This is a genomic window from Bradyrhizobium sp. MOS001, from assembly GCF_004634465.1.
Lineage (GTDB): Bacteria > Pseudomonadota > Alphaproteobacteria > Rhizobiales > Xanthobacteraceae > Bradyrhizobium > Bradyrhizobium barranii.
The window spans coordinates 82,872-104,390 of the sequence record NZ_SPVJ01000030.1 but is presented as its reverse complement, the minus strand read 5'-3'; the positions used below and the strand labels follow the sequence as shown (position 1 = coordinate 104,390).

General features: G+C 64.7%; 24 protein-coding genes and 1 tRNA gene. 13 read left to right on the top strand and 12 right to left on the bottom strand.

The window, feature by feature from the left end:
- Positions 1-330: 330 nt before the first annotated feature.
- Genes CT676_RS29055 through CT676_RS29045 form a run of 3 tightly spaced genes read right to left on the bottom strand, consistent with a single transcriptional unit; the run spans position 331 to position 3,425 of the window.
- Complete coding sequence (locus CT676_RS29055; RefSeq protein WP_135215912.1) at positions 331-1,143, bottom strand: enoyl-CoA hydratase/isomerase family protein; 813 nt, start codon at positions 1,141-1,143, stop codon at positions 331-333.
- A gap of 41 nt (positions 1,144-1,184) precedes the next feature.
- Positions 1,185-2,345, bottom strand: coding sequence for an acyl-CoA dehydrogenase family protein (locus CT676_RS29050; RefSeq protein WP_008133127.1), 1,161 nt, complete (start codon positions 2,343-2,345; stop codon positions 1,185-1,187).
- 18 nt (positions 2,346-2,363) lie between these two features.
- Positions 2,364-3,425 (bottom strand): acyl-CoA dehydrogenase family protein, encoded by a 1,062-nt coding sequence (locus CT676_RS29045; protein WP_135215911.1) that lies wholly within the window; start codon positions 3,423-3,425, stop codon positions 2,364-2,366.
- 260 nt (positions 3,426-3,685) lie between these two features.
- Between CT676_RS29045 and CT676_RS29040 the strand changes: the two genes are divergently transcribed.
- Positions 3,686-4,471, top strand: coding sequence for an SDR family oxidoreductase (locus tag CT676_RS29040; protein ID WP_135215910.1), 786 nt, complete (start codon positions 3,686-3,688; stop codon positions 4,469-4,471).
- A 127-nt stretch (positions 4,472-4,598) separates the two neighbouring features.
- Here the strand turns inward: CT676_RS29040 and CT676_RS29035 are convergent, their stop codons facing one another.
- Together CT676_RS29035 and CT676_RS29030 are read right to left on the bottom strand one after the other, a co-directional pair.
- On the bottom strand, positions 4,599-4,871 hold the full coding sequence (locus CT676_RS29035; protein WP_080586664.1) for a GlsB/YeaQ/YmgE family stress response membrane protein: 273 nt from the start codon (positions 4,869-4,871) through the stop codon (positions 4,599-4,601).
- 42 nt (positions 4,872-4,913) lie between these two features.
- Positions 4,914-5,516, bottom strand: a complete 603-nt coding sequence (locus CT676_RS29030) for a YidB family protein (protein ID WP_135215909.1) — start codon at positions 5,514-5,516, stop codon at positions 4,914-4,916.
- A gap of 167 nt (positions 5,517-5,683) precedes the next feature.
- Between CT676_RS29030 and CT676_RS29025 the strand changes: the two genes are divergently transcribed.
- Together CT676_RS29025 and CT676_RS29020 are read left to right on the top strand one after the other, a co-directional pair.
- On the top strand, positions 5,684-6,691 hold the full coding sequence (locus tag CT676_RS29025; RefSeq protein ID WP_135215908.1) for a 2-dehydropantoate 2-reductase: 1,008 nt from the start codon (positions 5,684-5,686) through the stop codon (positions 6,689-6,691).
- Positions 6,692-6,720: 29 nt separating this feature from the next.
- Positions 6,721-6,933, top strand: coding sequence for a hypothetical protein (locus CT676_RS29020; protein ID WP_135215907.1), 213 nt, complete (start codon positions 6,721-6,723; stop codon positions 6,931-6,933).
- A gap of 76 nt (positions 6,934-7,009) precedes the next feature.
- On the opposite strand, the gene CT676_RS44360 is transcribed toward CT676_RS29020, so the two are convergent.
- Positions 7,010-7,645, bottom strand: coding sequence for a hypothetical protein (locus CT676_RS44360; protein WP_167768194.1), 636 nt, complete (start codon positions 7,643-7,645; stop codon positions 7,010-7,012).
- 208 nt (positions 7,646-7,853) lie between these two features.
- Between CT676_RS44360 and CT676_RS29010 the strand changes: the two genes are divergently transcribed.
- The 5 genes from CT676_RS29010 (at position 7,854) to CT676_RS28990 (ending at position 12,560) form a co-directional block, all read left to right on the top strand.
- Entirely contained in the window at positions 7,854-8,882 is a 1,029-nt protein-coding gene (locus CT676_RS29010) for an alpha/beta hydrolase (RefSeq protein ID WP_167768193.1), read from the top strand.
- 95 nt (positions 8,883-8,977) lie between these two features.
- Positions 8,978-10,495: an AMP-binding protein gene (locus CT676_RS29005; protein WP_135215905.1), complete on the top strand. Its 1,518-nt coding sequence runs from the start codon at positions 8,978-8,980 to the stop codon at positions 10,493-10,495.
- A gap of 23 nt (positions 10,496-10,518) precedes the next feature.
- Positions 10,519-11,157 carry an RraA family protein gene (locus CT676_RS29000; protein ID WP_135215904.1) on the top strand — a complete coding sequence of 213 codons (639 nt, stop codon included), beginning with the start codon at positions 10,519-10,521 and terminating at the stop codon, positions 11,155-11,157.
- 27 nt (positions 11,158-11,184) lie between these two features.
- A complete protein-coding gene (locus CT676_RS28995; RefSeq protein WP_135215903.1) occupies positions 11,185-11,556 on the top strand; it encodes a cupin domain-containing protein in 372 nt (123 codons plus the stop codon).
- A gap of 47 nt (positions 11,557-11,603) precedes the next feature.
- Positions 11,604-12,560 (top strand): tripartite tricarboxylate transporter substrate-binding protein, encoded by a 957-nt coding sequence (locus CT676_RS28990; RefSeq protein ID WP_135215902.1) that lies wholly within the window; start codon positions 11,604-11,606, stop codon positions 12,558-12,560.
- A gap of 57 nt (positions 12,561-12,617) precedes the next feature.
- On the opposite strand, the gene CT676_RS28985 is transcribed toward CT676_RS28990, so the two are convergent.
- Together CT676_RS28985 and CT676_RS28980 are read right to left on the bottom strand one after the other, a co-directional pair.
- Positions 12,618-12,911, bottom strand: coding sequence for a GYD domain-containing protein (locus CT676_RS28985; RefSeq protein ID WP_135215901.1), 294 nt, complete (start codon positions 12,909-12,911; stop codon positions 12,618-12,620).
- Positions 12,912-13,035: 124 nt separating this feature from the next.
- Positions 13,036-13,389, bottom strand: coding sequence for a VOC family protein (locus CT676_RS28980; protein WP_135215900.1), 354 nt, complete (start codon positions 13,387-13,389; stop codon positions 13,036-13,038).
- A 142-nt stretch (positions 13,390-13,531) separates the two neighbouring features.
- Between CT676_RS28980 and CT676_RS28975 the strand changes: the two genes are divergently transcribed.
- Together CT676_RS28975 and CT676_RS28970 are read left to right on the top strand one after the other, a co-directional pair.
- Positions 13,532-13,608 (top strand) — tRNA-Arg (locus CT676_RS28975).
- Between the two features lie 108 nt (positions 13,609-13,716).
- On the top strand, positions 13,717-14,439 hold the full coding sequence (locus CT676_RS28970) for a DUF2569 family protein (protein WP_135215899.1): 723 nt from the start codon (positions 13,717-13,719) through the stop codon (positions 14,437-14,439).
- Positions 14,440-14,617: 178 nt separating this feature from the next.
- On the opposite strand, the gene CT676_RS45415 is transcribed toward CT676_RS28970, so the two are convergent.
- The gene (locus CT676_RS45415) at positions 14,618-14,788 is read right to left on the bottom strand and encodes a BA14K family protein (protein WP_231145450.1); all 171 of its coding nucleotides are present in this window, start codon (positions 14,786-14,788) and stop codon (positions 14,618-14,620) included.
- A 72-nt stretch (positions 14,789-14,860) separates the two neighbouring features.
- Between CT676_RS45415 and CT676_RS45410 the strand changes: the two genes are divergently transcribed.
- Together CT676_RS45410 and CT676_RS28960 are read left to right on the top strand one after the other, a co-directional pair.
- Entirely contained in the window at positions 14,861-15,280 is a 420-nt protein-coding gene (locus tag CT676_RS45410; RefSeq protein WP_244623299.1) for a hypothetical protein, read from the top strand.
- 221 nt (positions 15,281-15,501) lie between these two features.
- Positions 15,502-16,641 carry an amidohydrolase/deacetylase family metallohydrolase gene (locus CT676_RS28960; RefSeq protein WP_135215898.1) on the top strand — a complete coding sequence of 380 codons (1,140 nt, stop codon included), beginning with the start codon at positions 15,502-15,504 and terminating at the stop codon, positions 16,639-16,641.
- Between the two features lie 36 nt (positions 16,642-16,677).
- Here CT676_RS28960 and CT676_RS28955 read toward each other — a convergent pair whose 3' ends face one another.
- Together CT676_RS28955 and CT676_RS28950 are read right to left on the bottom strand one after the other, a co-directional pair.
- Entirely contained in the window at positions 16,678-18,288 is a 1,611-nt protein-coding gene (locus CT676_RS28955) for an ABC transporter substrate-binding protein (protein WP_085398819.1), read from the bottom strand.
- 198 nt (positions 18,289-18,486) lie between these two features.
- A complete protein-coding gene (locus tag CT676_RS28950) occupies positions 18,487-19,212 on the bottom strand; it encodes an alpha/beta hydrolase (protein ID WP_135215897.1) in 726 nt (241 codons plus the stop codon).
- A 158-nt stretch (positions 19,213-19,370) separates the two neighbouring features.
- On the opposite strand from CT676_RS28950, the gene CT676_RS28945 reads away from it, so the two are divergent.
- The gene (locus tag CT676_RS28945) at positions 19,371-20,351 is read left to right on the top strand and encodes a helix-turn-helix domain-containing protein (protein WP_135215896.1); all 981 of its coding nucleotides are present in this window, start codon (positions 19,371-19,373) and stop codon (positions 20,349-20,351) included.
- 6 nt (positions 20,352-20,357) lie between these two features.
- Here the strand turns inward: CT676_RS28945 and CT676_RS28940 are convergent, their stop codons facing one another.
- Complete coding sequence (locus CT676_RS28940) at positions 20,358-21,503, bottom strand: acyl-CoA dehydrogenase family protein (protein WP_038957794.1); 1,146 nt, start codon at positions 21,501-21,503, stop codon at positions 20,358-20,360.
- Positions 21,504-21,519: the final 16 nt, after the last annotated feature.

Here is a 21,519-nt window from a genome sequence, read left to right as displayed (position 1 = left end):
AACGAAGGGGTATGATCACGGTGCCTGTCCCTGTGATGCGAGGTCTGTTGCCGCAGCCTCGTGCAACTGTTCAGGTTGATAGATGGAACGGGCGGGAGACCGGGCCGGATCACGGCGTCAAGCGCCAAGGACCCAACGGCTTCCCGCCCACTCCATCATGACAGGCTTCCAAGACACAGGGACCCAGAACCACAGGGAGTGGTTTGGCGAAGACTCGTGTTGACCAGCTTCGCGCCACAACTCCTCCCTGTGGTTATGGGTCCCTGCTTTCGCAGGGACGACAGGAAGGTTGTGGCAATGCCAAAGTAATACGGCGAGACGCCGCTGCAATCACCTTCCCTTGAAATTCGCCGCGCGGCGCTCTTCGGTGGCCTTGACGCCTTCCTTGAAGTCTTCCGTCGCACGCAGCCGTGTCTGCTCGCCAAGTTCGTGGTTGGTCGCGGCCATCACGCGGTCGGCGAGGTTGGCGCGCATCGTGGCACGGGTGGAGAGGAGGCCGAGCGGGGAGCATTCGGCGATCTCGGCGGCGAGCTTCATCGCGCCGGCCTTCACCTGGTCCTGCGGCACCAGCTCGTTGGCGAGGCCCCACTTCACCGCCTCTTCGCCGGTGACACGGCGGCTGGTGTAGAACATCAGCTCGGCGTTGTTCTTGCCGATCAGCTCGGGCAGCGTCACGGTCAGGCCGAAGCCGGGATGGAAACCGAGCTTCGTGAAGTTCGCGGAGAAGCGCGCTTCCGGGCAGGTGACGCGGAAGTCGGCCGACACCGCGAGACCGAGCCCGCCGCCGATGGCTGCGCCCTGGACGGCCGCGACGATCGGCTTCTTGGCGCGGAAGATGCGCACGGCCTGGATGTAGAGATGGTTGATCGGGCCGAGATTGTCGGCCGGGTCGCCCTTCTTCTCGGCCTCGCGCGCTTCCTGCGCCTGCCGCGCTGGATCGCCAAAATTGGCACCGGCGCAGAATGCCTTGCCTTGTGCCGACAGCACGGATGCGCGGATCTCGATGTCGCGATCGAACTCGTCGAGTGCATCCGCGATCTGGTTGATCAGCGAGATGTCGAAGAAGTTCAGCGGCGGGCGGCGGATCTCGATGGTGCCGACGTGGCCAACTTTTTCGACGCCGATATCTTGATAGGTGCTCATGACGATCCTCGATTGAATTAGCGCAAACCAAGTCCGCGCGACTAGCGCAGGCCAAGTCCGCGCGCGATGATGCCGCGCAGCACCTCGGTGGTGCCGCCCTGGATGGTGAGTTTCGGTGCGGTCTTGATGGCGAAGTCGAGTTGCCGCTCCAGCGTCTCGCGGTTGGTCGCAGTCTCCTCGACGAAGGCGGCGAGATCGCGCACGCGGTGCGGAAGCTGCTGCTCCCAGACCGTGCCGATGTCCTTGACGATGGACGCCTCCACCACCGGCTCCTTGCCGGCCTGCAGCATGCCCGCAACCGAGACCGACATGCGCCGCATGGTGTGGAGCTGCGCCACGAGCCGGCCGATGCCTTCGGCGCTGCGCGTGTCCGGATTGGGGCCGACCGCGCGCACCAGCTCGGTCAGCACGTAATACGTCTCTAGAAAACGCTCGGGGCCCGAACGCTCATAGGCGAGCTCGCTCGTCGCCTGCTTCCAGGCGCCGTCGACTTCGCCGAGCACGTGATCATCGGGCACGAAGAAATCGGTGAAGACGACCTCGTTGAACTCGTACTGGCCGGTGATCTGCCCGATCGGGTTCACCTGGATGCCCGGCTGCTTCATCTTGACCAAAAACTGGGTCAGGCCGTGACGGCGGTTTTCCTTGGTCGGCTGCGAGGTCCGGAAGATCGCGATCATGTAGTCGGCGATGTGCGCCGACGAGGTCCAGATCTTGGTGCCGTTGATGAGGTAGCCGCCGTCGGTCTTGGTCGCGCGCGTCTTGGCCGCGAACAGGTCGGAGCCGGAGTTCGGCTCGCTCATGCCGATCGCAAAGCAGATCTCGCCGCGGCAGATGCGCGGCAGGATGTCCATCTTGATATGCTCGGGCGCGTATTTGATCAGCACCGGCCCGCTCTGGCGGTCGGCGACGAAGAAACGCCGCGTCGGCGCGTTGGCGACGCGCATTTCCTCGGTCACCACGTAGCGTTCGAGGAAGGAGCGCTCCTGGCCGCCATATTTCTTCGGCCAGGTCATGCCCAGCCAGCCCTTGGCCCCGACCCGGCGGGAAAATTCCGGCGCGTCGGTGTCTTCGCGGTTGGGCTTGTGCGGATCGAAGGTGCCGGCGGCGATTTCCTCGGCGAGGAAGGCGCGCACTTCCTTGCGCAGTTGCTCGCACTTCTCGGGCAGGCGGATCGGATCGAAACGAAGGGCAGCGGTCATTGTTGTCTCGTCCCCTGATCAGCGCGAAGCCACGAGCGGCCACAATTCGTCGGCGCCACGATTTGCCACCAGCTTGCCGAGCTCGACGGCCCAGTGACTCTCAGAACCGAAATCGTCGCGCCAGGCCAGCGCCCGCAGCGAAAAGCGGTGCAGGATGTGCTCGCTGGTGAAGCCAATGGCGCCGTGCACCTGATGCGCGATGGCGCCGCCTTTTTCCGCGGCTTCCGCGCAGCGGATCTTTGCCGAGGCAGCCTCGAGATAGACCTCGTCGTCAAACGATTTTGCGTTCGCGATGGCATCGGCTGCCGACGTCGCGGCCGCAAGCGCCGCGGCGGATTCGCCGGCGAGACGGGCGAGGTTGTGCTGCACGGCCTGAAACTTCGAGATATTCTTCTCGAACGCGACGCGCTCGTTGGAATAGCGCACGGAGATGTCGAGCATCGCTTCCAGCGCGCCCGCGATCTGAAGGCTGCGCGCGACGCCGCCCATCAGCATAAGCGTGGTCTGGTCAAAGCCCTTCGCGGGCTTGACGGTGACGGGCTGGACCTTGTCGAGCGTCACGGTATCGCTGTGGTCGTAGCCGACGTTGAGTCCGGATTCGATCCGGCCCTTGCTCGCATCGACCAAGGCAATCGAGATCCCATCCTTGCCGTGCGCCAGCACCGCAAAGTGCTTCGCAGCCTTGGCAAAGGGCACGCCGCGGGCGCGGCCGGAGAGCGCGCCGTCGGCATCGAGCGTGATGCGGTCCTTCGGCGAGGCCGGCAACACCGTCATCTCACCTTCCGGGGAGGCGATTTTCGCCTGCGCAAGCAGCCAGCCTGCGAGCATGGTCTCGGCCAGGGGAACCGCGACTGCGAAGCGGCCGGCGGCGTTCAGCAGCGCAAAACCGTCGGCAAGGCTGGCGCCGGAGCCGCCGAGATCGTCAGGCACCCAGGACAAGGGCAAGCCAGCTTCGCTCAGCGCCTGCCACAGCGGCGCCTGCCACGAACCCTTCTTGTCGTTGTTGATGGTCTGCGGATCGGCGAGATCGGCGAAGATTTTCTCCGCGGTCTCGACGACGATATTGTCACTCTCCGCCACAGCGTTCCCCGTGTTTTGCCATTGGCGCGTTCCGTCCGGTCGGCGCGGCGCGCGGTCTCTTCTTGCGCCCGATGATCCGAAAAAGCCATGGCCCTGACAAGCGTTGACCGCAGGCCCATCTGCGGCTCCGGCATGGGCGCAAGAGCTGCTATGGACTAATTCCGCTTAGCGGAGTTTGCTCGATTTGCAGGGCGCGGCAAACTCGCTAAACGGGGCCAGCTGCTTAAGGCTTGCATTCAATCAAGGGGAAGGAAATCCGGATGGCAAAAGACGGCTTGTGCGCAATCGTGACGGGGTCCGCATCCGGACTTGGTGCAGCGACCGCGGAAATTCTCGCGCGGAGCGGGGCGCGGCTCGTCATCAACTATTCTTCGAGCCAGAAGGAAGCCGAGGCCACGGCCGAACTCTGCCGCAGGGCGGGGGCGGCGGAAGTCCTGGTCGCGCAGGGCGACGTTTCGCGCGACGAGGATTGCCGCAAGATCGTTGCGGTAGCCAGCGGCTGGGGCGGGCTCGACGTGCTCGTTAACAATGCCGGCATCACCAAGCATGTTGCGCATGCCGATCTCGATGGATTGTCGGCTGAAGATTTCCAGCGCTTGTACGGCGTCAACACGATCGGCCCGTTCCAGATGGTGCGCGCGGCGCGCAGCCTGCTCGAGGCCGGCGCGAAGGCTTCGGAGCGGCCGTCCGCCGTGGTCAACGTGTCCTCGGTTGCCGGCATCAGCGGCGTCGGCTCGTCGATCGCCTATGCCGCGAGCAAGGGCGCGCTCAACACGATGACGTTGTCGCTGTCACGTGCACTGGCGCCGCTGATCCGCGTCAACACGGTGTGCCCCGGCTATATCGACACGCCCTGGTTCACCAAGGGCCGCGGCGAGGCCGGCGCCAAGCAGGTGCGCGACAGCGTGGTGGCGAAGGTGCCGCTGAAGGTCGCTTCATCCGCCAATGACATCGCGCAGCTCGTCTGCTTCCTGGCAACGCCGGCGTCGAGCAACATGACCGGCGAGGTCGTGCGGATGGATGCGGGGATGCATCTGATAACTTAATTCGTCATTGCGAGCGAAGCGAAGCAATCCAGAGAGCGTCCGCGCGGACAGTCTGGATTGCTTCGTCGCAAGGGCTCCTCGCAATGACGGAGTGCGAGGGCGGCGTCGTGCCGGACGTCCCGCACCACTATCCTTTGATCACGCCGCTCGCGACCAGCCGGTGCCAGATGAACAGCACCACCACCGCGCCGATCGTGGCCATGATGAAGCCGGCGCCCTGGTCGGGGCTATAGTGCCCGATCGCCTGGCCGATGAAGGTCGCGAGAAACGCACCGGCAATGCCGAGGATGGTGGTGAGGATGAAGCCGCTCGGGTTGTTCGGTCCCGGCGCCAGCCAGCGCGCGATGAGGCCGGCGATGAAGCCGACGACGATGATCCACAACAGGCCGCCCATGCTCATGTCAGTGCTCCCCTTCCCGAGAACGCGTAGATCAAGGTTCGATTAAAGTCTGCCCGAGAGTTCGTTCTCGGTCGGCAGCCGTCCGTCCGGCGTCAGGTGGTCGATCACCTGTGGCAGATACTGGCTGAGGCCGGAGAGCAGCTCGTCGCGCGACAGGCCGCTCTGGGCGGACAGGCTTTGGATCTGGTCGGCGCCGAGGGCGCTGGCGAGATCGCCGGGCGCGATCGCCTTGTTCTCGCCCTTGCCGACCCAGGTGCTCGCGGTCTCGCCGTGGCCGCCCTGCTGGAGCTGGTTGAGGAGATCGCCGAGACCGCCGCTCAGCACGCTGCCGGCGGCGCCGCCCGCGAGCAGGCCGCCGAGGCCGCCCTTGAGCAGGTCGCTGAGGCCGCCGCTACCACCGGGGCCGCCGGGAACAGTGCTGCTGCCCGTATTGACAGGCGTCGGAGGCGGCAGCGGCGAGCGCTGCTGCGGCGCCGGCGCCGCGTCGGGCTGGCCAGCCGTCAGATGCTTGAAGGCCTTCCAGGCGATCAGGCCGAGCAGCGCCATGGTCATTGGCGACATGCCGCCGGAGGATTGCTCAGAGCTGGGCGTGCTCGGGCCGCGGGGGCCGTTCTGCATGCCGTTGAGGACGTCGAGTAGACCCATGGTGCTCTCCTTTGGCGTTCTCGTCGGCGAGTTCTCGCCGGTGACAGCCCCCGGGGCAAAAACATATGAGGCTCTCATGACGGTTACAAGGCGAATGCACCGCAACCAATGGGCAGCCGGCGTTGCCTCTGCTATCGAGGGCGGGTCATTCAAGGGAGCAAGGTCAGGTGGTTGCGGATCGACCGATCGTTGTGGCCGGCGCAGGCGCCATCGGCTGTTTCGTCGGAGGCCAGCTGGCGGCCGGAGGACGCCGCGTCGCGCTGCTGGTGCGGCCGCGGGTCAAAACCGAGATCGAGCGGTTCGGCCTGCGGCTGACCGATTTCGACGGCTCCGAGCAGAAGCTCGGCGCGGGCCAGCTGGCGCTGTCGGAGGATCCCGCGATCTTCCACAACGCCGGCATCGTGCTGGTCACGGTGAAGAGCGCCGACACCGCCGATGTCGCGGACCAGATTGCCCGGCACGCGCCGCAGGACGCCGTCATCGTCTCCCTGCAAAACGGCGTCGGCAATGTCGCGGTTCTGCGCGGGCGGCTCGGCGGCCGGCGCGTGCTCGCCGGCATGGTGCCGTTCAACGTGATCGCGATGGGTGAGGGGCGTTTTCACCGCTCGACGTCCGGCGACATCCATGTCGGCGCGGATGAGGCGAATACGGCCGCAGCGCTGTCGGTGCCCGGCCTCGCCATGCGCGCAAGCCGCGACATCACCGGCGTGCAATGGGGCAAGCTGATCATCAATTTGAACAATGCGCTCAGCGCGCTGTCCGACATGCCGCTCGCCGCGCAACTGGCGAACCGCGACTGGCGACAACTGTTCGCCGACCAGATGGCCGAAGGCGTGACTGCGATGAACGCCGCCGGCATCGCGCCAGTGTCGGCGACGCCGATCCCGCTGAGGTGGACGCCGACCCTGCTGAGGCTGCCCGATGTGATCTTCAATGCGATCCTGGGGCGCACGATGAAGATCGATCCCGAGGCGCGCTCCTCGATGTGGCAGGACCTGAAGCAGGGCCGCAAGACCGAGATCGACTATCTCCAGGGCGCAGTCATCGCGCTCGCCGAGCAGAACAACGTCGACGTGCCGCTGATGCGCCGTATTGTTGCGCTGATCAAGCAGGCCGAGACGGCAGGCAATGGTCCGCCGCGGCTGACGCCGCAGCAGATCCGCGGCGTGGCCTGAGGGCGAGCCGGGCGGCGGGAGGAGCAACGATGCGGCGTTATCTGGTGATTGGGCTCGCGCTGGCCGCGCTCTGCGCCGCGTCGACGCTGGCCTACGCAAGGCCGCCAACGGTCGTGAACTCGCCCGGCTATGACAGGCGGTTGCAGGAGAGCAGGTCGCAGTTGGGCAATTCGCCGACGACAGAGCCCACGCGTGCGCCGGTGGTCAAACCGAAGCGCAACAAGAAGAAGCAGCCGAACTGACGCCACACGCCCGCTGTCGTCCCGGATCAGCGCTCCGCTTGTCCGGGACGACAGCGGAGTTTGCTGCGCGAGAAGCTTACCCCTTCTTCGCCGGCTTGCTTGGCGCCGGGGTGAACAGCTTCTTCAGATCGCTCAAGCTTTCCGACAGCCGCGGCCATTCGCAGGAGAACGAGCCCTTGGTGCAGGGCGCGCCCTTCGGTCGCGGGCTCACGGACTGCTGCACCTTCGGCCGCTCGACCGGGACAGGCACGCGCGCGACCGGGACGGACACGCGCTCGACCTCGGTTCGCAGTGCGACCTGCTGCTGCCGGGCTTGTTCCTGCTGCTCGCGCTGCTGACGCGCGGCGGCTTGAGCGGCTTCATTGCTGCGGCGCTGATTGGCGAGGTAGGAGGTGTAGGATTCGTCGATCTTCTTCTGCTCCTCCGGCGTCGGATTGGGACCTGCGATGTCGAAGGTACGGTCCTGGAGGAAATCGTAATAGGAATAGCCGCCGCCTGGCTTGCGGCGGCCGGCGAACTTGGCGTTGCAATCGGCAAGCGCAGCCGTCTTCTCGGTCTTGTTCGCGGCCTTCTCGGCGGCGTCGGCGCATTCCTCGAAATCGACCGGCGCGCGCTTCCACCATTGGGCGTGGGCATGCAACGGCGTCAGCAGAAGAAATCCTGCTGCGGCAACGACTAGCGCCGCACGACGCGATGCAACTACGTCCGACATTCTACGAGAGCATTCCTTGCAAAACTCAACCCGAACTGAGTCGGGTCCGATTTTTGCCCCTTTATCGCCGGCTTGTCACCCGTGGAACTCGGGAATTTCATGACTGCAATGCTGACATTTTTTGCTTGACGTGGCGCGGGAGTCACAGCCGCGCGGCACATGATCGGCTTAGACTTTATTGGTTTGAATTCGAAGGGGAATATCCGTCATGAGAGCGTTGGCCCGTCTCGCCGTAATCACATTGGCGTTCATTTCCAGCCATGCGTTCGCAGCGGACGAGGAGGCGCCCAACCGCAAGCCGGTGAGGGCGATTGCCGACGCGCGGCTCTCGGTCGGCGGCCAGGGAATGCTGCCGCTCTATCTCTCCAGCGACTGGTCGCTGCCGCTGCCGGCGATCTCGCGCGCCATCATCGTGCTGCACGGACGCCTGCGCAATGCCGACGAATATTACATGTCGGCCCATACTGCGCAGGTTGCGGCGGGCGACGACGGCAAGAGCGCGCTGATGATCGTCCCGCAGTTTCTGGCGGAGATCGATATCGACGCGCACAGGCTGCCCGCGGATACGCTGCGCTGGTCGCTGGAGGGATGGGAGGGCGGCGACGCTGCGCTGGCGCCGAATCCGGTCTCGTCCTTCGATGCGCTCGATGCGATCCTCGTCAAACTCTCGGACCGGCGCATCTTCCCGAACCTGAAGCAGGTCGTCGTCGCCGGCCATTCCGGTGGTGGCCAGGTCGCGCAACGCTATGCCATCGCCGGCAAAGGCGAGGCGGCGCTGTCGCGCCAGCATATCGATGTCCGCTACGTCGTCGCCAATCCCTCTTCCTACGCTTATTTCAGCAACACGCGGCCCGTGCCCGCGATCGCCGCATCCTGCCCGGGCTACAACAACTGGAAATACGGCATGGACGGGCGTCCGCCCTATCTTGCGAACGCAACGCCGGTCGCGCTGGAGCAGCGCTATGTCGAGCGCGAGGTGATCTATCTGCTCGGCACGCTCGACACCAATCCGAAGCATCCCGCGCTGGACAAGAGCTGCATGGCCGAGGCGCAAGGTCCCACGCGCTACGCCCGCGGCCACGCTTATGCGGATGCGATGGCCAAGCGCGACCGCGGCACGCCCAATCACCGGGTCTGGGACGTCGTAGGCGTCGGCCATGACGGCGACAAGATGCTGACCTCGAAATGCGGCCTCGCGGCGCTGTTCGATATTCCGGGGTGCGGGGCAGAGCGCTGACATCGACATCTTGAAGGCTTGGCTCCGGCTGTTACACTTCGTCTCGCGACGCCTCATCCTGAGACGACGCCAAGAAGACGAAGTGGAAACACCTGATGCTGCTGCCCCTGTCCGACGTGCCTCGCTGGTACGCTCAACGCAAACCGCAAGGCACGATCGCCGTCCGTCACGGGCAGGATACGCTGACATGGGACGAGCTCGAACGCGGTGCCAATCGGCGCGCACGGGCGTTCATGGCCAAGGGCGTCAAGCCCGGCGACTTTGTCGCAATCGGCTTGCCTAACGGCAACGCGTTCTTCGAGACCTCGTTTGCGGTATGGAAGTGCGGAGCGACGCCGACGTCACTGTCGTGGCGGCTGCCGCGCGGCGAGGCCGCCGCGGTGCTCGACATCCTGAAGCCCGCGCTGGTGGTCGGCGGCGAGGCCGACTGGAACGCGCCGAACCGCCTGCCGGCGGATTTCGTGCCGGAAGGTTTTTCGGACGAGCCGCTCGATCCGCCGGTGGCTCGCTACTGGAAGGCCATGACCAGCGGCGGCTCGACCGGCCGGCCAAAGGTGATCCTCGATCATCAGCCGGCCGTGACCGACACGGTCGCCGCGCCGCCGCTCAACATTCCCTTCGGGGTTTCGCTGCTCAATCCCGGTCCGCTCTACCACAATGCGCCGTTCATCGTGTCGCACTACGCGCTGTTCACCGGCGGCCAGCTCACCGGCCTCGTCAAGTTCGACGCCGAGGAGACGCTGCGGCAGATCGCGCGCGAGCGCGTGCAATGGGTCAATTTCGTGCCGACCATGATGCACCGGATCTGGGCGTTGCCGGAGAGCGTGCGCAACGCTTACGACGTATCGAGCCTCCAGACCGTGTTTCACATGGCAGCTCCGATGCCGCCCTGGCTGAAGGAAAACTGGATCGCCTGGCTCGGCCCTGAGCGGGTCTGGGAGCTCTATGGCGGCACCGAGCGCCATGGCTCCTGCATCATATCAGGCACGGAATGGCTGACGCACAAGGGTTCGGTCGGCAGGATCGGCGAGATGGCGCGCTTGCGCATCGTCGGCGAGGACGGCAACGACGTCGCGCCCGGCGAGACCGGCGAGATCTATTTCCTCAACAATGACGGCAAGGACGCCACCTATCACTATCTCGGCGCCGAGCCGAAGCGCCGCGCGGACGGCTGGGAGTCGCTCGGCGACATCGGCCGGCTGGATGCCGAAGGGTATCTTTATCTCGGCGACCGTCTCGCCGACATGGTGCTGCGCGGCGGCGCCAACATCTATCCGGCCGAGGTCGAGGCTGCGGTCTCTGAGAGCCCTGGCGTGCGCTCCTGCGTCGTCGTGGGATTGCCCGATCCCGAATTGGGCCAGCGCGTGCATGCCATCGTCGAGCCCGAATCTGGCGCGGATGGTCAGGCCATCGCCGACGGCATGGCGGACTTCTTGAAGGACAGGCTCAGCCGCTACAAGCACCCTGAGAGTTTCGAGATCGTCAGCGCGCCACCGCGCGATGATTCCGGAAAAGTTCGCCGCACCCTGTTGCGCGACGAGCGCGCGGCGTGGATGAAGGAAGGGCGCGCCTTCCGGATTCGGCCGGCGAAGGCACCGGCGCACGCCGAATAAGAAAAATACACAAGGATTGAGACATGACGATCACCATCGCAGCGAACAGCGTGCCGAAGCCGCCGGCCGAGATCATTGACGGCTTCCGCGGTGCGCCGACCTCGGTCATTTCAGACAATCTTGCCCGGCTGCCGGGCGCGGTGGGGTTGAAACCCTATCATCGCGGCGGCAAGCTGGTGGGGACGGCCTTCACCGTGCGTACCCGTCCCGGCGACAATCTGGCTATCCACCGCGCGCTCGAGCTGGTCGGCCCGGGCGACGTCATCGTGGTCGATGGCGGCGGCGACGAGACCCGCGCGCTGGTCGGCGAGATCATGAAGAACATCGCGCAGTGGCGCAAAGCCGAGGGCTATGTCATCGACGGCGCGATCCGCGACGTCGCGGCCTTCGCCGCTGACGACTTCCCCTGCTACGCCCGCGCGGTGATCCATCGCGGCCCCTACAAGAACGGGCCCGGCGAAATCAACGTGCCTGTGACGATCGGCGGCAGCGTGATCTCGCCCGGCGACATCGTGGTTGGCGATGAGGACGGCGTGGTCTCGTTCCCCGCCGCCGGCGCCGCGGCGCTACTGGAAGCCGTCCGCGCCCAGGTCGCGCGCGAGAAGGAAACCATGAAGGCGATCCGCGAGGGCCGCTACCAGGGCTCCTATGGCAAATCCTGATCAGATCAGAATGAAGGGGAGGGCGGCGTGAGCCAGAAGGACGAATTTCACAACATCGACGACACCAGCGATGGCCTCTTCCGCGAGCTCGCGGCGGGGGTGACCACGCGCATCTTCTCCGGCGAGCAGGCGATGCTGTCGGTGGTGACGCTGGCCCCGCATGCGCAAGGCACGCTGCATCATCATCCGGAGGAGCAATGGGGCGTGCTGCTCGACGGCTCCGCCATCCGCGTCCAGGGTGATGAGGAAATTCCGGTGAAGAAGGGCGATTTCTGGCGCACGCCCGGCAATGTGCCGCACACGATGCGCGCCGGCCCCGATGGGGCCCGCGTGCTGGACATTTTCAGTCCACCACGGCCAGAATACAAAAAAGCGGGGTCGGGCTTCGGCACGACCTAAGCGCCAAAGAGCAAAAGGCCAGGCGCAAAACCAAAGGGGAGGGGACTATGACGATCACACGACGCACGCTGCTGGCAGCGCCCGCTATTCTCGCAATCGCGCCAGCGGTGGCGCAGGCCGGCAAGATTACGCTGGTCGTGCCGTTTCCGCCGGGCGGCTCAACCGATGCGATGGCGCGGCTGTTGCAGGCCAATCTGCAGACAAAACTCAGCCGCATCGTCGTGGTCGAGAACAAGTCGGGCGCCGCCGGCGCGCTCGGCGCGGCGCAGGTCGCCAAGAGCCCGCCGGACGGGTCGACGTTCCTGGTGACCTTCGATTCCCACGCGGTGATCCCGTCCATCCTCGACAAGCCGCCGGTCGATGTCGAGCGTGAGCTGATGCCGGTGCTGCTGGTGGGCACCGCGCCCTACGTGATCGCCGCCGGCGCCGGCCGTCCCTACAAGAGCTTTGCCGACGTGGTCGCCGCCTGCAAGGCGACGCCCGGCGCGGTGAAATATGCATCCGTCGGCATCGGCACGCTCGGCCATCTCGCCATGACGGTGCTCGGCACCAAGGCCGGTGTCGAGATCATGCACGTGCCCTATCGCGGCGGCGGCCCGGCGATGAACGACGTGCTCGGCGGCCATGTCGACCTGATCGCGGGATCGGCGGCGCTGGTCTCGGCCCAGCTCGGCACCAACATGCTGCGGCCGATCCTGCAACTCGGCCGCGAGCGCCTGCCGGCGCTGCCGGATACGCCGACTGCGATCGAGGCGGGCTTTCCGGACTTCGAGACGCTCGCCTGGTGGGGCATCTTCGCGCCCGCGGGCACGCCTCCGGATGTCGTCGCGGCCATGGCGACTGCGTCGAGGGAGATCCTGAGCGAGCCCGCGACCGCCGCCCAGCTCAGGGAGACCCAGCAGATGACGCTGCTGCTCCAGGACGGCGCCGCCTTCAAGACCTTCTTCGACAAGCAGGTCGCTTATTGGGGCAAGGTGGTGCGCGAGAACAATATCAGGGCATGAGAGGCCTATTCCCGGGATTGCCATCCCGGGTCCAGTGCGCTCGCGCGGGCTTGAGCGTCAGAGCATCTTGCCGACGATCTTTGTCATATCTGCCGCCGAAAACGCGCGCAGCGTTTCGGTGCGGACATTGCCGAGTGCGCTGAGACTAAGGCTGAGCGACATCGCGGCAGCCTCATCTGGAGCCTCGAGAACGGTTACAACGTCATATCGTCCCTGCGTCCAGACGATTTCTTTCACGGTCACGCCGAACGTTTTGGCCATCTCCTTGAAGGCGTCGGCCCGCTTCGGCGAGTCCTTGACGTTGCGGACTCCCTGATCAGTGAAGTTCGCCAGCACGACATAGGTTACCATGGTCGTCCTCCCTGGTTAGAACCCAGATACAATTCTCGCTTGAGGCAACCGCGCCGAGCTTGCCACGGCGGCTGAGACAGCGCTACTTGCGCGTTGCGAACGTCAGCGGATGTGACTTATGCGGTCAGGACAACGGTCGCGCGAAACTGAGCTCATGGCCGTCGAGGTCGGTGAGATGGAAGTAGCGCTCACCCCATTCTGCATCGCGCGGCGTGGTCGACGGCTGCCATCCGGCGGCGCGTGCGCGCTCGTAGGTCCCGTCGACATCGGCGACGTAGAAGATGATGCGGCCCCACCAGGACCAGCGCTTGTCGTCCGGCTGCGCCGTCAGGTTGAGATAGCTGGTGCCGGCGCGAAAGCTGGTGAATGCAGCGGCTTCGCCGCCATACAGGAGCTCGAACCCCAGCGAACGGTAGAAGTGCACGGCGCGCCCCATGTCATGCGTGCCGAGCGTGATGGCGCTGATGCTTTCGATCATGTGATCTGCTCCGCCGAGAGGGGCCTGGAAGCGATTGTATAGCCGCCCTGTTCAGGTTGACGATGGTCCGGCCCGCCTGACGGCTGGCGAACCGCATTTTGCTCTGCTATGACGGGATCGAACCCGTACCAGCGGGTTCCGCGGTCCCGTAGCTCAGCCGGATAGAGCGGCGGTTTCCTAAACCGTAGGTCGCATGTTCGAGTCATGCCGGGATCGCCATTTGCCGCGCGTCGCCATGGACGTGTAGTGCCAATACCCCACTAATCGTTTTTCTATCGTGACGTGTACCTGCGTCGGGTAGAATACGGCGGGTGCGGGGGCGTTGGCATGACGGATTTATGGTACTACGCGGACGGCGGGCAGCAGCGCGGCCCGATCTCGATTTCGGAACTCCTTACGCTCCTCGCTCGTATCGCCGATCCTCGGCGTGTGATGGTCCGGCGGCACGGCTTCGAGGATTGGAAGCCGGTCGAGGAGGCGCACGAGATCGCGCAGCAGCTTCTTCAATCGCCGCCGCAAGAGCCGGCATCGCCACCGGCGGCCGCCGTTCGGGAGCCCGCCGTTCTCGCCGAGGACGCTACTGCCCTCAAAGATGTCCGGCGCGAGATGACCGGCATCAGCGGTTGGCTCGCGCTTCTCGCGTTCGGCCAGGTGATGGGCATCCTGCGCCTGATCTTCAACGTCGGACAATATGTGCAATCGATCGACGACAAAGTCTGGACTTACTTTCCCACGGTGATCTGGAGTGAAATGCTGGTAAACGCCGCCATGATCGGCTTCGCGATCTGGACAACGGTGCACCTGTTCAGACACTCCCACAGGTTTCCAGCCTTCTTCATCGTACAAATGATCTGCGCGGTGCTGATGCCGCTCGTCGATCTCCTCTGCGTCGCATCGTTTTTTTCCGCCGCCCTCAATCGCCCGTTCAGCGATTTTTTCATCATCGAACCTCGACAGGTCGGACAAACGGTTGTCGGTGCAATCAGTGCCACGATTTGGATAACGTACGTCCTTCGCTCCCGCAGGGTCGCGAATACGTTCACGAAGTAGACCCGCCTTATGACGCGCGTGGCGGAGGGGCTGTTCTCCTGGTTTTGCTGCCCGTCAAGTCCCCAATAAAAAAGAACCAGGCCGCCCAGTTGCGAATTGTTCGGGCCGTGCGTCGTCAGCGATCTCAGGGACTCCCGAAGTGCCGGCGAGCACGGCTCGAAGACATCACCACATCGAGCTATGGGCAGGGGTGTCGCTTGCCATCGTAGCCGAGATACGTTCCCGAAGCCGGGTCGTACGACCGATATTTTTGTTCGCAATAGGACGAGCCATCAGCGGAGTCGTCGTAATCGCCGTAGTAGCCGTCGTCGTAGCCGCCATAGTAAGGCCAGCCCGAATAGGCGCCCAGCGCTAAGGCGCCGCCAAGGCCAAGACCCCCGCCGTAAGCAAATGCGTGGCGGTAGCGATGCCGGAATCCGGCATGATGGAATTGACCGCCATGGAAGCCGGCGCCGGCCGCGACGGGACGTGGCGCATGGAAGCCGCCGGCGGCCCGGAAGTGACCAACTCCGCCGTGGAAGCCTCCGCCGCCTCCGAAGTGCCCACCACCGTGAAATCCGCCGCCGCCTCCGAAATGTCCGCCACCGCCCCCATGTCCACCGCCCCCATGCCCGCCGCCGCGCGCAGAGGCGGCCGCTCCCGGCGCCAAGGTTGCGCAAAGAGCGATCACGCCAAGCAATTTCAGTCGTTCCATCGTTTTTTCTCCAGCTACATGATGTCGGCCACGTCTCGACCTTTGCCGGACACTCATTGGCCCGAGACCTGCCGACGACTCCATGTTTGCCGGATGCGCGCTCGCCGTCTTTTCAATAGGCCGCGGATGTTTCAGCTTCGCACGTGAAGCCGGAATCCGAGCGAACAGGCCGCTGATATTGTTGACCTGAGAGCGGTTTCGTAAAACATGGGTTGAAAGTTCGAGTCGTCCCGGGATCGCCATTTTGTCATGGGCAATCGTCGCAGTTTGCCACGCTCGTCGGCGCAAAATTTGCTAGAAGCGAAAGACGTCCTTCCTGGCCTTGCCGACGTGCCGGCCACGCCTCGCTACCCCATCCGGAGACAACAATGCCTTTCGACTTGATCCTGCGCGGCGGCCGTGTGGTCGACCCGTCCCAGAAGCTCGATGCCGTGACGGACATCGCCTTTGCCGGCGGCAAGGTCGCCGCCGTCGGGACCGGGCTCAAGGCCGATCCGGGCACCGATGTGCGCGACGTCTCGCGTTACATCGTGACGCCGGGGTTGATCGATCTGCACACCCATGTCTATTGGGGCGGCACCTCGCTCGGCATCGATGCCGAGGAATTCTGCCGCCTCTCCGGCGTCACCACTGCGGTCGATACCGGCAGTGCCGGTCCCGGCAATTTCGCGGGCTTCCGCAAGCATGTGATCGAGCCGAGCCAGGTCCGCATCCTCGCCTATCTGCACGTCTCGCATGCCGGCATCTTCGGCTTCTCGCACCGGATCATGGTCGGCGAGAGCGAGGAACTGCGGCTGATGAATCCGATCGAGGCGGCCAAGGTGGCCGATGCCAACCGCGACCTCATCGTCGGCATCAAAGTGCGCGTGGGGCTGCACTCCTCGGGCACGTCGGGGATCGTGCCGCTCGACATCGCGCTCGAGGTCGCGAACGAGGTCGGCATGCCGCTGATGGCGCATGTCGACCATCCGCCGCCGAGCTACGAGGAGGTGCTGGGCCGCCTGCGTCCGGGCGACGTGCTGACCCATGCGTTCCGCCCCTTCCCCAACACGCCGGCGACCGCGCAAGGCACAGTGAAGAGGGCGGTGCTGGACGCGCGCGAGCGCGGCGTGCTGTTCGATATCGGCCACGGCAAGGGCTCGTTCGCCTTCAAGACCGCGCGCGCGATGCTCGCCAACGGCTTCTATCCCGACACGATCTCTTCCGACATCCATCAGCTCTGCATCGACGGCCCGGCCTTCGACCAGGTCACGACCATGTCGAAATTCCTGTGCATGGGCATGGAGCTGTCGGACGTCGTCGCCGCCTCGACGGTGAACGCGGCCATGGCGCTGCGGCGTCCCGAGCTCGGCAGCCTCAAGCCCGGTAGCGTCGGCGACGCCACGCTTGTTACGGTCAGGCAGGGCCAGTTCGACTATGAGGACGTCGTCGGCGAGCACCTGATCGGCGATCGCAAGATCGTCTCCGAGGGCGTCGTGATCGGCGGCCGCTGGTGGCATCCGAATTAGGGCTTTGCCTCTTCCCGTGAGAACGGGGAGAGGAAGCTACTCGTTCTTGTCTACATTCCAGAACATCGGCGTCGCCGGGCCGTCGATCACGCCGGTGAGCGATTTGCGCCAGGCGCTCGGCGCCTGGAACTGGCCGAGCGGGACGTAGATCACCTGGTCGTAGGCTTCCTTCTGCACCTCAAGCGCGATCTTCTTGCGCTCCTCGGGCGAGGTCGCGCGGGCAAAGGAATCGCGCAACTCCTCGAGCTTGGGGTCCTCGGACCAGCCGTACCAGCCGCCACTCGTGCCCTTGCCGACCATCGGGACGTTGACCAGCGGGTTCAAGGAGTCGGCGGCGCCCTGGTAGGTAAAGAACATGTTCCAGCCACCTTCCTTCGGCGGCTTCTGGATTGCCCGGCGGGTGACCACGGTCTGCCAGTCCATCGCCTGCAGATCGACCTTGAAGCCGGCGTCGCGCAACAGCTGTGCGACCACGACCGGCTGCGCCTTCAGCAGGATCTGATCGGTCGGCGCCAGGATCACCACGGGCGTGCCGTCATAACCGGCCTCGGCCAACGCCTTCCTGGCGTCCGCCATGCCGTTGCCCTTGATCAGGGTCTCGCCGCCGGCGTCGCTGGCGAGCGGCGTGTCGCAGATGAAGAACGCGCCGCACAGCTTGTAGTATTTGGGATTGCCAATTTGCGCGTCGAGCACGTCCTTCTGGTTGATCGCCAGCATCGCGGCGCGGCGGATCTTCACATTGTCGAATGGCGGATGCAGGAAGTTCATCCGGCCGAACGACTGGAAGCCGAACTTGTTCAGGATGGATACGTTGATGTCCGGATTGGACTCGAGCGCGGGCAGCATGTCGAACGGCGGCGTCTCGACGAAATCGACATCGCCTGACTGCAGCGCGTTGAGCGCGGTCTGCGCGTCCGGCATCGTGATCCACTCGACCCGGTCGACCTTGGCCACCTTGCCGCCCGAGGTCCATTCGGCCGGCTCCTTGCGCGGCACATAGTCGGTGTTCTTTTCGTAGACGGCCTTCACGCCGGGCTGGAATTCGGCCGCGACGAATTTGAATGGGCCGGAGCCGATTTGCTCGGGAATCTGCTTGGTGATCGGGGTCTCCGCAAGCCGCTTGGGCATCATGAAGGCGCAGACCGACGATGGCTTGGCGATCGTCTCCAGCACCAGGCCATAGGGCTCCTTCAGCTTGAAGACGATTGTTTTGGTGTCCGCGGCTTCGATACCGGCCGTGAAGTCCATCAGCTTGCGCGCCATGCCGTCGACGCTCGTACCCCAGCGCTTCAGGGAGGCCACGCAATCCTCGGCCGTCACCGGTGCGCCGTCATGCCACTTCAGGCCGTCGCGCAAGGTGAAAGTGTAGGTCAGCTTGTCCGCGGACACCGTCCAGTCGGCCATCTGCGGCTGCACCTTGAAGCTGGAATCGATGCCGAGCAGCGTATCGTAGACCATGTAGCCATGGTCGCGGGTGATGATGGCTGTCGTGAAGCCAGGGTCGGTGACGCGAAGGTCCGATTGCATCACCGCGCTCAGGGTCTTCTTTCCGGTCGCGGCAGATACAACCGACGTCCAGGCCAGAGGAAGTGCCGATGGCGCAACAGCCGCAAGCTGAAGCAGTTTCCGTCGCGAGACGTGAACCATTCGCTTCTCCTGACTTGACGCAAAACGAAACCAGATGGCGGTTGCCGAACACGGGCAGCGTATGGCGGGGAGCCACACGTGACAAGCAGGGGTTGCTTCTACCGATCTGGATTCGTTAGCGGACAAGCAAGGGCTGTGCCGCCGAAGCCGGCGGTAGGAGCAATCGTCGAAAGTCGTCGCGCTCTTGACGGACGCGCGTCAGTCGCGCCCCGCCTCCATGATCGCCTTGGCCAGCCGCGCCGGATCGGAGAAGCACAGCTCGTGGCTTCCCGGCACCTGCACCAGACGGAACAGGCCGAGCTTCTCCGAGAGCCGCGGATGCCAGGGATGGCTGTGCGGCATCGCGACGTCCTCGGTGCAGTTGATATAGGACTTTGCCAGCGGCATCTCCGCCGGATTGGTCTTGAGCGCGATCTTGTCGGTAAATGTCGCGAACGGATGCGGGTTGAGCACGTCATAGGCGCGCTGCGCGGTCTCGAGATCGGCATCGTTGATGAAGGCTTCGCGCCAGATCGGGAAGGGCAACACCACAGAGCTGTCGCCGCGTTCGGCCGCGATGGCATCGAACAGCCCGATAAAGTGCGGCGGCACCATGTCGTTGAGGCATTCGCCGTTGTTGGGCACGAAGGCATTCCAATACACCAGGCGGCGAATGCGCTCCGGCGCGAGGTCGGCGACGCCGGTGATGATCATGCCGCCATATGAATGGCCGAGCAGGACGATGTCCTTCAGATTGTTTTCGGCGAGATAGTCGGCGATCGACTGGATCGCGTCCTTCAGCCCGGTCGTCTTGGCATCGCCGGGGCGATTGCCCTTGATTGTCGGCGTATAGACCTTGTGGCCGGCGGCGCGGATCGGGGCCGCGACGGGTTCGAACTCGGCACCGGTGTGCCAGGCGCCATGGACGAGAACGTAGGTCGACATGTTGTAGCTGCTCCCGAGGGTGTGGTTAGATCGGCATGACGTGGGTCCTTTGCGGCGCTCGCGAGGCGCGGCGGACAATTCTTGTTGTGCGAAGTGTGAACCGGCCGGCCATTTTCCGCTTGGCTGGCGCTGAACCGGATTGGTCTCGGAGCGAACTGATGGAGCAGGTCAACCCCGTAAGCCGGCCGCGGCACGTCATCTGGAACACCGCAGTGACCCCGCCGGACGAGCAGTTTTCCTATTACCGCGAGGCGATCTGCCAGGCATTCATGAACCTGACGCCGGAATCGGCCACGACGTCGCGCTTCCCGGCCAAGGTGGAGACGATCGGGCTCGGCGCCGGCGCAATCAACCGGGTGATGTTTCCCGAGCATACCGTCAATCGCTCGCGCGCCGATATCGCAGCATCGACCGAGAGCTGCTTCTATCTCAATTTCAAGCTCGCCGGGCGCTGCCGCATGCTCCAGGGCGACAGCGAGGTCAGCTTGTCGCGCGGCCAGGTCGGCATCGTCGACAGCGACCGCGTGGTGACGCTGCTGCACGATCGCGGTCCGATGCTGGAGGTCGCTTCGTTCTGGGTGCCGTCGCGCGCCCTGCGCGACCGGCTGCCGCCGTCGTTCGATTTCAGGGCCGAGCGCGTCTCCGACGATCCCCATGTCGGTCACCTCATCGTCGAGACCGCGCGCTCCCTCAACGCCGGCGCATTGCGGATGGCGGAAGAGGACAGCATTCGGCTGTTCGACGTGTTGCTCGATCTCGTTGCGCTCAGCCTGTCGCGCCGCTCGCGGGCGCAGACGGCGGAGGCCGCCGGCTTTGCGGACGCGACCGTGCTGGCGCTGCGCCGCGCCATTCACGAGCGGCTGCGCGAGCCTGGGTTGACGGTGGCGAATGTCGCGCGCGCGATCGGCATCAGCGAGCGCTACGTGCACAAGCTGTTCGAGCGCGTGGGCACCACATTCTCGGGCTACGTGATGGATCGCAGATTGGACGGCGCGGCACGGGACCTGAGCGATCCTGCGAAAGTGGACCAGGCAATTGGCTCAATCGCCTTCGACTGGGGCTTCTCCGATCTCTCCCACTTCACCCGTCGTTTCAAGCAGCGCTTCGGCTGCCGCCCACGCGATTGGCGTGCGCGATGAACAGAGCTACAGCGACCTCGCGATCAGCAGCTTCATGATCTCGTTGGTGCCGCCATAAATTTTCTGGATGCGGGAATCGATGAAGATGCGCGAGATCGGGTATTCCTGCATGTAGCCGTAGCCGCCGAACAGCTGGAGGCATTCGTCGGCGGTCTGGACCTGCTTGTCCGAGCACCAGTATTTCGCCATCGACGCCGTGACGGTGTCGAGGTCCTTGGCGACGAGGCGCTCGATGCACCAGTCGACGAAGACGCGCGCGATCATCGCTTCGGTCTTGCGCTCGGCGAGCGTGAAGGCGGTGTTCTGGAAGTCCATCAGCGGCTTGCCGAACGCTTTCCGTTCCTTGGTGTACTCGGTGGTGAGCTTGACCGCGCGCTCCATCGAGGCGACCGCGCCAACCGCAAGCGCGAGGCGCTCCTGCGGCAATTGCTGCATCAGCTGCACAAAACCCTGGCCTTCCTCCTTGCCGAGCAGGTTCTCCGGCGGCACCGTGACGTTGTCGAAGAACAGTTCTGACGTGTCGGAGGCGTGCAGGCCGATCTTGTCGAGGTTGCGCCCGCGCTTGTAACCGTCGGCGCCCGCGGTCTCGACCACGATCAGCGAAATGCCTTTTGCACCTGCTTCACCCGTGCGTGCCACGACGACGACGAGATCGGCAGCCTGGCCGTTGGTAATAAAAGTCTTCTGCCCGTTGATGACGTAGGAATTGCCCTGTTTTTTCGCGGTGGTCTTGACGGCCTGCAGGTCCGAGCCGGTGCCGGGCTCGGTCATGGCGATGGCACCGACCATCTCGCCGGAAGCCATCTTCGGCAGCCAGCGCTTCCTCTGCTCCTCCGAGCCATAATTGAGGATGTAGTGCGCGACGATGGCACTGTGCACGGAGACGCCGGTCGTAAGCTCCGGCACCGTGCTCTCGAGGTCGTCGAGCACGGCGGCGTCATAGGCGAAGGTGGCGCCGAGGCCGCCATATTCCTCCGGCACGCTGGCCAGCAGGGCGCCCATCTCGCCGAGCCCGCGCCAGGCGAAGCGGTCGACCATCTTCTGCTCGCGCCATTTCTCGGCATGCGGTGCCAGATCCTTGGCCAGATATTTCCGGAACTGGTCGCGGAAGATTTCGAGCTCTTCGGTCATCCAGGAGGAGCGGTAGGACATGGTCACCTCGGTCAAT